Genomic DNA, 11,834 nt, shown 5'->3' on the forward strand with positions numbered 1-11,834 from the left:
TGACGCATTGATTACAACGTCTAGAGACTTCGCCCTTTGCCACTTGCAGTGCCGAGTGCTGTGGCCTTCCTGCCGGAAGAGGTGGTCTGTGCCCTTGTCAGGGGGCTGGTATTCGTTTCGACCTGCGGCCAGTTGCGTGTTTCCGCTTACTTCGGCGCGGTGCAACTCATAACACTATATGTTACGTCGAGAATCGCTGACAAGACCAGATGTGGTAAATAAATGAAAAAATACCACCCCGTCTCTGCCCATCCATCACCCGCCCGAGGTCCGAGGCAGGACCACCCCCAAGCATACGCCCGACCCCCTCGGCCCAAAACGATCAAGATCTAGCAACCACTCCCAGTAACCCGGTCCGGCGTACGGGAGGCGGGAGTCGCGAAGCTTTAACCGCGAGACTCTGTCCCCGGACCACGGTCCAGGGCTGTTATCCAGACTGTTATCCAAAATAGGGCGTTGGCTGACAGGCGCTGATCAGCTAAGATACTGAATAGATTGAAAGTCAGGTCTTGAATGGTCCCTGGGTAGGGCGTCGAACCCATCTCCTGGGCACCATTCATCCATGTATATCACTGATATGTCGGCATTTTATGTGCTGACAGGTCATGTGGCATACAGCATGGCGCACAGATCTTTGAGCGCACAATTGGCGACTGACCCGCCACCCCCCACACACATCAAAATACGTACACACCCCCATGGCCCATGCATGGGGTGGGTATTGTGATGTCAAAGGCGGGTGAGGTGAGGCATGAAGGTGTCTATCCAGAGGTGGGTAGCTGTCACCGATATGGTCACTTCCCTGTGCTGTACTGGAAACGGTAAGGGTCAGTGTGACACAATTTGGGTAGACCACCGGGTAGACCAAAACAGTGCGTTGACGAGTGTCCACGCAAATGGGAGTCTGGCCGCGGCTTTGGTTACAGCATTTGACTGGTGCCCACACCGAGAACCATCACGTCTCCCGGGCACCACGCACCATCACAATTGATGTGCTGACACGCTGTAATCGAAACATTGTTGTTGTTTCGATGAAGGTGTGGGTGAATTAAAGATGGTTACAGGTTTTTATGCAGCGTTGCTTGGCATTTGGCTTATTGTCCTGTCATTGAGAGTGATTGCCCTTCGAGGAAATCCAGCATTCAAATGGTTCTCGCTTGGCAATCTGGGAGACATATCCCTGCAGCGTGCTATTCGTGGTCATGGCAACTTGACTGAATACGCACCTTTTTTCCTTATCCTTCTATATTTCGTTGAGGCATCTGGCCTGGATGTCACGTCTGTACATTGGTACGGATCGGTGTTTGTTTTGGGTCGTTTAATGCATGGTGTCTGTTTTGGTTTTTTAGAAAGGAACATGTTTTTAAGGGTTGGCGGAACTGTTCTGACTTTATTTCCAATTCTTGGCTTAAGCGTTGTTTTAATTCGCACCTTTATCTGAGTGCCGTTAATTGGTTGGGTGGTTGTTCATCAAAGACAATCATCTCTGATGGACAAGTGACAGCTCTCAGACGGTCACGCACGGCATGTCTGAAGTCATTTGTTCAGCGCATTGGACGCCGAGTTGGCATTGCAGCGTCTATTGTCAGTGTGCCTTGGGAAGGCAAGGCATGAAGACGCGTTTGCTTCCAGCAAACAGATTCCATAAGCTTTTATTTTAATTCAGCGGCAAAGAGGTGCCTATGGCCAAAATCGGCGTTCCAGCTCCGCAAAAGACAGGTCCATTCATCGGCCCGCAGACATTCATGAATGTGCCCTATTCAACCGACTTTACCGAAGCTCTGGCGGTCATATTGGGCGTTCCCTATGACGGTGGCCTTCACCCGACAAGAATAGGCTCGCGGACAGGTCCGGCGGCGATCCGCGAACAGTCACAGCTTGTTCGGCCCTTCCAACCACCCCACGCAACCTATAATCCACTGGAATTGCTGCGGCTGGTTGATTGCGGGGATGCCGACACAACGCCCAGCATCATCGAAGACAGTTTTACTGAAATCGAAGCCGCCGCCAGCGCAATATATGAGGCTGGAGCCTCTCCCCTGGCTTTTGGTGGCGATGGAAATATCACACTGCCACTGCTGCGTGCGGCGCATAAATATTACCCAAACCTTGTGGTTGTTCATATCGATGCCCACACCGACACCTACCGCAGCGACAGCAATCAGGATTATATGCGCTACAATGTGGCCACTACATTTACCCGCGCTGCGGAAGAAGGGTTGATGGATGTTGCCGCATCAATGCATGTCGGCCCCCGCGGACCAACCAACGACAATACGGTTTTCGATTATACGCGTGACGTTGGCTTCAGGCTTGTTGACGGTCATGAACTTTTTGAAACCGGCCTTGCAAATATGGCCAACTCTCTTGTGAGTGATCTGCAGGGCCGCGATGTGTATCTGTGTTTTGATATGGATTTTTTTGATCCGTCCTGCGCACCCGGTGTATGCACACCGACCTGGGGCGGCGCAACTGCGCGCGAGGGGCTGGGGTTTTTACAGGCGCTTTCGGGATTGAATGTGGTTGGCGCTGACATCAATACGGTGTCACCGCCCCATGATGTTGGTGGGATGACAGCGTTTCTGGCGGGCACTGTCGCACTGGAAATTCTGACCCTGTTTTGTCATGCCAAGGGGCTGGTCCCGGACAACGGCCAGCCAGCGCGCAGCTGATCCAGGAGGTTGGCGCAAAATGCCGATCCATGTTTATGCCTGTCTGTGCGCGGCTGCCCTGTCCGCACCTTCCATGACAAGAATGTCAAGAATGACAACAATCACAAGGTGTCCATAAACCTCTGCCAATCACTCTCATGGGCGATGGGGGTGCGTACCTATTTTGATGTGTGTGGCGGGGGGTAGCGGATCAGTCACCAACTGTGCTGCCTGGCACCGGGTCTTTTAATATCAGGCTGGTCGTTGATCTGGATGATTCGAAGAAGCCATCATCATTTTGCAGGTAAATAGGATTGCTGTAATTCCGCTTCAGATAGACATCTTTCAAACCGTCACCGTCCAGATCTTTGACAACAATCATGGAGGTTCTGCTCCAAATCAAAGGCTCATCCTCCTCCACCTTTTCGATAAAGCTTTTGAACTTCAAGTTGCCACCCTCATTCTTGAAATATCCGACATATGATCCGCAGTATGTCTTGCCGCATTCGGATTTCCCTTGAACGCTGAAAAATATATCCACGAACCCATCATCTTCAACATCCGCCGCCATGACGTATCCGATCTGTCGCATTTTGGCTGGCCAGCTTTTTGGGAACTCAATGTCAATTTTTGCATTTGATGAATAGTGTCCGGTGCCATCACCAAGAAATACCGCTGGCTTCTTTCCCTCGAGACTTACCCACAAATCCAGATCCCCATCCGCATCAAGGTCGAATAATGTGCCGCCCCAGCTTCTATATCTGTCAGCGGAAAAGGAATTTAGCTTCAGACAAAATGAATGGGAAAAATTACCTTTTCCATCATTGGAGAAGCAGTCAACCTGTGCGCCATCGCGCCCATTATTTCCCCCTAAATCTCCTGCAATGATGTCAATGTCACCATCATTATCGATATCCCCTGCAGAGGCCCAGTGCCTCAACGAGCGGACATTCATCCTTGGAGTGGTGAGCGCCAAATCTTCATACTTGCCGTTGCTTGACGACATCAACAAACTGTCCATCGCGCCCTTATTCGCGCCCAAACCCCAAGTTGGAACATATATATCGTCTAATCCATCACCGTTGAAATCAGCAAAAATGGTCTTGCCCCCACTGGTGCGGGCGATCAATCTTTTGTCGCTTATCTCATCATCAACTGGTTTGCGAAATTGAATCGTCCTGTTGCTGACCCTTTCGGCGATCATCATAAAGGGTGCCACGGCCCAATCTTTACATTCGACCAGACCGCACATGTCATAATCACTGAGATATTCCTTCGCCACATTAGATGGCGTTCTGATACCGAACATGACCAAATCTGCTTTGCCATCACCATTCAGGTCAGGTTGGTACCATTTGGATGGCCAGGCATCGTAGTATCGTTGCGCCAGCTGAAACACAGCGCCGCTATCCAGCAAAAGAATATTGGTCCGTTCAGCTTCCAGCCAATCGGATGTGGTTTTTTGTATGTGCTGTTTTGCGTTCACCGGTTTCGATGTTGCTGCCGTTTCCGACTGTTGGTCATGACTTTCAGCATTCCCGGTTTTTGCTGACGCCCCACCTATCTTGGCTGACGCTTCAAGTTCCTTCACTCTCGATTTCAGAGTGGCATTTTCCTGCATGTAGAATTGGAGGAGGGTTTCAAGTTGCTCAATTTTTTTCTGCTCATCGCTTGCCGCTACACCCGCCATCAAACCAAAATAACAAATCAAGGCAGCGGCAAGTGCGAGGCAAAGATGTGTTCTCAAAGGGCCCATGATCAAATGATGCACACCAAATTGAGAAAGACAAATCCTCTGTGAGATTTGCCCGCCGCCACCTGACCACTGACACATTTCAACGGCTATCCAATGGCCCATGCATGGGGTGGGTGTTGGGATATCAAAGGCAGTTCAGGTGAGGTATGAAGGTAACTATGCAAGTGAGATTCCAAGGATAACTGCAGGTCCAGCATATGGCTGGTGCCCATCCCGCATTCCGGGTGACAAGTGGTCAAAGATCTGTGCGCCGGAAGACAGGGCGCGCAACGGATCCGACATGTCGATCACTTGATCTTTTTTGCAAAACGGCGTCCCAATGCCATCAGGGCTTTTACAAGCGGTGCGCGCCATGCCGGAACAGGTGGAATTCGACTATATCATCATTGGGGCCGGTTCGGCGGGATGTGTGCTGGCCGGCAAGCTCAGCGCGTCGGGCGAATTCGAGGTTCTGTTGCTGGAGGCGGGACCGCCGGACCGCAACCTGATGATCCATATTCCGGCCGGCGTCTATAGCGCCTATCGCAATCCGAAGATCAACTGGAACTATGCCAGCGCCGCAGAACCGGCGCTGAATGGCCGGTCCATCTGGACGCCGCGCGGCAAGGTGCTGGGCGGGTCGTCATCAATCAATTCCATGGTGTATATGCGCGGCCACCCCAGCAATTATGATGGCTGGGCGCGGGATTTCGACCTGCCGGCATGGAAATTTGAAAACTGCCTTCCCTATTTTCGCGCTGGTGAAACATCGGATCGCGGGGCGGATTCCTGGCGCGGTGACAGCGGGCCGCTTCAGGTCAGCAAGAGCCGTCACCAGAGCCCGTTGATCGACGCATTCCTGGAAGCGGGCGCCGAAACAGGACAGGGACAGTCGGAGGATCTGAACGGCTACAGGCCGGAAGGGCTGAGCCGCCTTGATGCCACGATCGGCAACGGCCAGCGGTGCAGCGCGGCGGTGGCCTATCTGAAACCGGCGCGCGGGCGACGCAATCTGACGGTGCAGACAGGGGCAGCGGTGCGTCATGTCGGCGTCAGCGGCAACAGGGCGAATGAGGTACATTACCAGAAACGCGGGGTTGCCTGTACGGCGCGGGCCCGGCGCGAGGTGATTTTGTCCGGCGGGGCCATCAATTCACCGCAGATATTGCTGCGGTCCGGCATTGGCCCCGAGGACCATCTGCAGGCGGTCGGCATTGCAACAAAGGTCAGGCTGTCCGGCGTCGGCCGCAACCTGCAGGACCATCCGACCATGGTCCTGCAATTCGCGAGCAGGAAGGCCTTTGAAATGCATGGCCTCAACAATCCCCTGCAGAAGATTGGCGCCGGATGGAACTGGATGACACGGAGAGAGGGGATCGCCACCTCGCATATCTGGGAGGCGGGCGGTCTTGTCCGCAGCCATGACAACGCCGATTTGCCGGATATCCAGTATCATTTCAGTCCCACCGGATTTGCCGAAAAGGGCAACAGTTTCCGGGTGACGCAGGGCTTTTCATTCCATATCGACCTGCTGTATCCCCGCAGTCGCGGACGGGTCGAACTCGACCCCGGCGATCATTTCGGAAAGCCGGTGATCCGGTTCAACTATATGGATGACGCGGCTGACCTGACGGGCATCATGAATGGGGTGAAACAGGCGCGGGCGGTGACGCAGGCCCCCGCCTTTACCGGGCTGAATGGAGGCGAGACCGGGGCCATGGCGCGGGCGCGTACGGATGACGAGATCAAATCCGTTATCATGAATGAATGTGCCACCGACTATCACCCGTCCTGCAGCTGTCGCATGGGATATGATGACGATGCGGTGGTGGATGAATGGGGCCGGGTGCATGGTGTCGAGGGGTTGCGCGTGGTCGATGCCTCAATCATGCCGCGCATCATTGGTGGCAATCTGAACGGCCCCACACAGATGATGGCTTCTCGCATCGCCGACCATATTCTGGGCAAGCAGCAACTGGCACCGACGCGCGCCCGTTTTTCATTTCAATAACCAACCGTTGCCCGGCTGAGCCTGCGGCGTGATGCGCGGCCCGTCCTTGCCACCACGCAGACTCGCATATCCCTGCCCCCGGGTCACCCGCCGTCCCGGGGACGTGGTCAGGTCGGTTGCAAGACTGTCCCAAAATATTTCATAATCCACCCATCGACCTTCCCGCCCCCGATTTCCTTGAGGACCAATCTTTTGTTCAGACCTGTCACAACAATGCTGTTGGTGATCACAATGTCATTGATCACATCGGTATCCACAGCCTTTGCCGACGCCGTGGATGAGAAAATCGATTTTCTGTTCGCCAACGGCTTTCAGTATTTTTTCGTTGATCGGGGCACCAGCGAGACCAAGGTCATGGCCTTCAGCGAGCAGGGTGCCAAGGTCGACATCCTTATGCGCAATGAGGACGGCAAGGTCTTGCGCCAGATCTACGAACAGATGGACAGCGAAAATGTAGCCTCCGCCCTCCAGGCATTCAGTGCCGACGCACCTGCTTCAAAGAAGGGCGGCGTCGGATTTGATCTGAGCCGGTTGTTCAACAGGCAGGACAGCACAGCGGTTTCCGGGGCCTCATCCCGGATCATATCCGGCTCCCCGCTTGGCACCACATCCGGTGCTGCCACTGATGACGACAACGATGATAATGACCGCGATGATAGTCGCGATGATGATCGTAGCGACAACGATGACAATGACAGCGACAATGATCGCGATGATGATCGTAGCGACAACGATGACAATGACAGCGACAATGATCGCGATGACGACCGTGACGACAACGATGACAATGACAGCGACGATGACCGCGATGATGATCGTAGCGACAACGATGACAATGACAGCGACGATGATGATCGTGACTGACCAGAGCGCCTGACAGGCTGCCTTGCATCTGCCATCCGGCTTTTCATTTCGTGCATTTACATTGACCAGCCAGCCGGACGTTCACACCGGCTGTCACCCGGGTGGTCACGGTCCCCATACTCATTGGGAACCCCTGACATTACCTGAATGAAACCGCTGTCCCTGCGCCGGAAACGACAGGCACGGGCAGACGCCCAAACCGACTTGCCCGATCACGACAGGTCATATCCCGCAGCCAGCGTCCTGACGATTGCCGATAGGGATTGAGGCTGGCGAGGATTGGCAGGCGGACCTGTGGGCGGAAATTTATTCAGACACGCCTTCAGCAATCATCAGATCCGTATCGGAACATTCGTCCCTGACAGCCTTTGCGGCCTGGTATTCCTCGCTGAAGTAAAACCTGTTGGCGGCGTCTTTGCTTTCAAATTCAATCATCATCACAATGCCGCTGACATCACCTTCCAGCCTGTCGGCCACTGGACCGCGCGCCAGCACCTTGCCGCCATATTTCTTTATGGCTGGCCCTGCCATGCCGGAGAATTCCTGAAACTTTTCCTGATCCGTGACCCTGATATTGGCAACAAGATATCCCTTGGACATTGTTCACTCTCCAATCCTGAAACAAGATGACGCCACACGACATGCCGGCACGCGGGGACGCACCATTATCGAGATGCAACCCTTCATGAACCCAGTGTTGCGTGTTGGCGGATCACCGTCAAGCTGTCCACCCGGCACCGCCTTCAAGGTTCCGGCACACACCCCCGTCCAGGGGCATTTGGCATGTGGCCCTGTCCAGGTGCGGCTACACATATGGATGCGGCGGAAACAGGGGATTACTGGAAGCGCACCAATACGCGGTCCATATCCCCCGTGATCGTGGGAGTCTGGCTGCCCGATGATTGCTGCATGACGTTCTGCTGGACATAGGCATGCAGCTCACCCGCCGTGATCCGATTGTCGCCATTGCCATCTGCGTCGCCTTCCAGCCCCTTCATCAGAAAGTAGCTGAACATGCCATGCCTGGCTTCCTCCAGCGGCTTGGCGGTCTGGTCACCTGCCGCCGCGGTAATCAGCGTAAAGCCGTCCGGAATGGGTTTTTCCTTTGCCCGGATGGCGATCGGGCGCGCGGCGATCAGCATCTCTTCGCCGCGTGTCGCGCCTGAATAGCAGGTGTCCAGAAAGACCGTCACGCTGCGCGGGCTGGTGGCGGCGATGTCCTGAAACAGCTCATCACGCAGGATGGCTGTTTTTTCGAGAAGCTCGGGCGTGCCGTCATAGGGAAGCAGATACATGTTCTCGCCGTCATCGGTGGCAAGCCCGTGACCGGCAAAGAACACATAAATATCCGATTTGCCACCCCTTGCGACACGGGTCAGCCACCGTTTGACCGCCAGCAACATGCCCTTTTCATCCGCCGCATCATTGATCAGCATCTCGATACGGTCGGCGGAAACACCCAGTTTTTCCACCGCATAATCGTGGAAAACCTGGGCATCGGTATCCGCATAGACCGCCGGCGCGGCGGCCCCGGCATAATTGGCCACACCTATGATCAGGGCGATGGCATCGGAATTCCTGGCAGCCTTGCGTTTCAAGGGGTTCAGCTGATCAAAGGACAATACGGTGCGCTGGCTGTCCGCCCGTTCAAGCCGCACCGTCCTGGTAGTGGAAAGTCCAGCCAGATTGAACGCCTCCAGAACCACATCGGCACCGCCAATCGGGACAAAGGTTGTGACAGCAAACCTGCCGTCGCTGTCGATTTCCGTGACACGACCATTGATCCGCAATTCTGCAATGCTGGCGGCATCTGAAACACTGCCTTCCAGAACGCCCCGCGCCCCTGTCAGCGATGTGCCGCTGATTGAAATGACAGGAACGGCCGCAACTGCGGGGGCAGATGAAGACACACCGGCGGCGCCGGCTGTCTGCGCCGGCTGGATGCCGGGTGAAGCAGAGGCGACCTGGACCGGTTGCTCGGTCTTTGGCGCTGTTGGCGTCGGATCGGCCAGCGCGGCAATCCGGTCATATGCGGCGCGATCGACATTTTTCAGGGAATCCTTCAGACTTCCCGGCTTGAATGACGGCACCACGATCTTGGCATCTCCATAATCCCTGAATGCGCCGGTCACCCTTGCGCCCTCACCGGCATCCTGCGCCACGCCAAGATATTCGTCTCCATTGAGACAGCGTAATTTTGCCACGCTCAGATCGCGTTCAGGTTGCGACAGACATTCAAAGTCACCAGCGACAAGAACGACTTTTTGCTTCCACTCTTCCTGCTCCGTGATATCCACAAACAGATACCCCTCCATCTTTTCGCGTCCGAAGATGATCGCCTCTGAAAAGCCGCCGGATTTCTGAAGGGTCTCGGCAATCGCCTGTCTCAGTTCCAGTATCCCGTCAGACGACGCCGGCCTTGACGTCGCGCCCGTGTTTGCCTGCTCGGAATTGCCGGCTGTCACTTTCGTCGACGGGGCCGGTGTGGGCGTGGCGAGGCTGACAGTCGGCGACTGCGCTCCAGACGCCGTGTCAGACTGCGGTGCGCTGGCGACCTGGGTGCCCGAAGGTGGCATCTGGTCTGCAAAGTCCTGTATCTCGGCCAGCGTCATGACCTGCGTACGGTGTTTGAAATTGAAAATGAATTTGCCCCGCTGCGAGTGTTTTCCACGCATGAAACATTGTTCGGCAGAGGAGCATGAAAAATTGGATTTGATCTCGCCACCACCAAGACAGGTCAGTTTGAATGATCCGGTGCCATTGCTATGTCGCAGTTGGCCGGCGCAACGGTCGTCCTTGAACACCAGCATCATGTCAATCGAGGATGACTCCAGGGAAGACATGATGGCAATGACCTGTTCGCTCTTTTTCGGCTTGGAGAATTTCATCTCCATGAAACTGGCGGTTTTCTTGCCCTCCAGGAACGTTTCAAGATCCAGCGCGTCATTCGCACCGGCGCTGTACGATCCGCCGGGCAAAAGAAACAGGCACAGGATCAGCGATGAAAGGAAATCCCGGCCGAGCCGCTTGCTGATTGTCATCCGCTTCCCACTCCGTTGTCTGCGTGCCAAATAATTCCGAGGATTATTCATGATAACCATCACGAGTATAGCTTTTCAGAGTTAGGCAGCGAGTTTCAAGAGTTCAAGTGGTCGCACCGCGTCACATTTGGGATTTGCCCAGATTTCCCAACGCAGGGTATCAAGCAGGCCGGTGATGACAGCCAGCCCCCTCGGAAACAACGTCACATCCATTTGACTGTCATTTTGAAATTTGACATCGTCGCATGATGGAAACGTCATCATCAGACTCCTGTTACTGGTGGCAGGAATGCCCGCCCACAACAGCCCCCACGACCGACTGGCAACAGCATACGGACATCGCCATTGTCGGGTGCGGCTTTACCGGATTGTCAGCTGCGATCATCCTTGCGCGCGCCGGCAGACAGGTCGTCATCCTCGAAAAGGGCCTGATTGGCGAGGGCGCATCGACGCGCAATGGCGGCATTACCAGCGGCAATATCCGACTGTCGGCAGCGCAGCTGAAACGGCGTTTCGGGACCGAAGGCGCGCAGCAGTTTGTTGATGAGGCGGTTGCGGCGCGGGCCGATCTTGCCAGGTTTATCCACGATGAGAAGATCGATTGCGACTTTCAACCGGTCGGCCGTGTGGTCGGTCTGACAGGCCAGTTTTCGGCAGACAGCATCAAGCGTGACAACGCCGCCTTTCAGGCACGATACGGCATCAGCCCTGTCTTTATCGAAAAACAGGAAATGGCCGACTATACCGACTCATCGATTTATCAGGGGGGCATCCTGAGACCCGATATCGGCGGCATCCATCCTGCAAAACTTCTTCACGAAATGCTGCGTCTGGCGCTGGAAGCCGGCGTGAAGATATTCGCCGAGACAGCGGTGCTGCAGATCCAGACGCAGCCATCGGATTTTACTGTCAGGGCCGACAGGGGACAGGTCACGGCACAGCATGTGATCTCGGCCACCAATGCCTATACGGATCGTGGACAGCCCTGGTTGAAACGGCGTCTTGTGCCGGTGGTATCCGAGATGATCGCAACCGAAAAAATCGGTCGAAACCGTGTTCAATCGCTGATGCCAAAGCTGACAATGTTCGGCGAGTCAAAGCAACTTGGCTATTATTACCGGCCTTCGCCTGATGGCGAGCGGATTCTTCTCGGCGGTAGACGTGCGCATACCGACAGGGAAAAGGCAAAACGCCAACTGCGGGATGCTCTTGTGACGATTTTCCCGGCTCTGGGTGACACCGCCATTGATGCACACTGGCAAGGTTTTGTGGCCTTTCCCTTTGATCAGCTTCCAAAGCTGGCCGTCAGGGACGGCATTATATATCCAACCGGTTTCTGCGGATCAGGGACGGTGTGGGCGCGCTGGCTTGGTCAAAAGGCGGCACTGATGATCCTGGGTGAGGACGGCGACAGTGTTTTCAGCAATCTGCGCATGCACACCGTGCCATTCTATAACGGCGATCCCTGGTTCATGCCGCTTGCGATGACCTATTACAAGCTTCGTGACAGGCTTGCCGCCAGCACGAAATAG

Annotated in this window: 8 protein-coding genes; 5 read left to right on the forward strand and 3 right to left on the reverse strand. The window is 55.0% G+C overall.

Annotated features, from left to right (window positions below; translation table 11 throughout):
• Positions 1-1,054 precede the first annotated feature (1,054 nt).
• A complete protein-coding gene (locus AB3X55_08095; GenBank protein MEX0503541.1) occupies positions 1,055-1,441 on the forward strand; it encodes an MAPEG family protein in 387 nt (128 codons plus the stop codon).
• A gap of 241 nt (positions 1,442-1,682) precedes the next feature.
• Positions 1,683-2,672 carry an arginase family protein gene (locus tag AB3X55_08100; protein MEX0503542.1) on the forward strand — a complete coding sequence of 330 codons (990 nt, stop codon included), beginning with the start codon at positions 1,683-1,685 and terminating at the stop codon, positions 2,670-2,672.
• A 190-nt stretch (positions 2,673-2,862) separates the two neighbouring features.
• On the opposite strand, the gene AB3X55_08105 is transcribed toward AB3X55_08100, so the two are convergent.
• Entirely contained in the window at positions 2,863-4,485 is a 1,623-nt protein-coding gene (locus tag AB3X55_08105) for a hypothetical protein (GenBank protein ID MEX0503543.1), read from the reverse strand.
• 274 nt (positions 4,486-4,759) lie between these two features.
• Between AB3X55_08105 and AB3X55_08110 the strand changes: the two genes are divergently transcribed.
• Positions 4,760-6,397, forward strand: coding sequence for a GMC family oxidoreductase (locus tag AB3X55_08110; GenBank protein ID MEX0503544.1), 1,638 nt, complete (start codon positions 4,760-4,762; stop codon positions 6,395-6,397).
• Between the two features lie 231 nt (positions 6,398-6,628).
• Complete coding sequence (locus AB3X55_08115) at positions 6,629-7,261, forward strand: hypothetical protein (GenBank protein ID MEX0503545.1); 633 nt, start codon at positions 6,629-6,631, stop codon at positions 7,259-7,261.
• Between the two features lie 306 nt (positions 7,262-7,567).
• On the opposite strand, the gene AB3X55_08120 is transcribed toward AB3X55_08115, so the two are convergent.
• On the reverse strand, positions 7,568-7,861 hold the full coding sequence (locus tag AB3X55_08120) for a DUF1330 domain-containing protein (GenBank protein MEX0503546.1): 294 nt from the start codon (positions 7,859-7,861) through the stop codon (positions 7,568-7,570).
• A 236-nt stretch (positions 7,862-8,097) separates the two neighbouring features.
• Positions 8,098-10,302, reverse strand: a complete 2,205-nt coding sequence (locus tag AB3X55_08125) for a caspase domain-containing protein (protein ID MEX0503547.1) — start codon at positions 10,300-10,302, stop codon at positions 8,098-8,100.
• A 245-nt stretch (positions 10,303-10,547) separates the two neighbouring features.
• Here AB3X55_08125 and AB3X55_08130 point away from each other — a divergent pair, with 245 nt between their 5' ends.
• Positions 10,548-11,834 carry an NAD(P)/FAD-dependent oxidoreductase gene (locus tag AB3X55_08130; protein ID MEX0503548.1) on the forward strand — a complete coding sequence of 429 codons (1,287 nt, stop codon included), beginning with the start codon at positions 10,548-10,550 and terminating at the stop codon, positions 11,832-11,834.

The sequence above is a fragment of the Alphaproteobacteria bacterium LSUCC0719 genome, assembly GCA_040839025.1.
In the GTDB taxonomy this organism is placed as follows: Bacteria; Pseudomonadota; Alphaproteobacteria; order Puniceispirillales; family Puniceispirillaceae; genus UBA8309.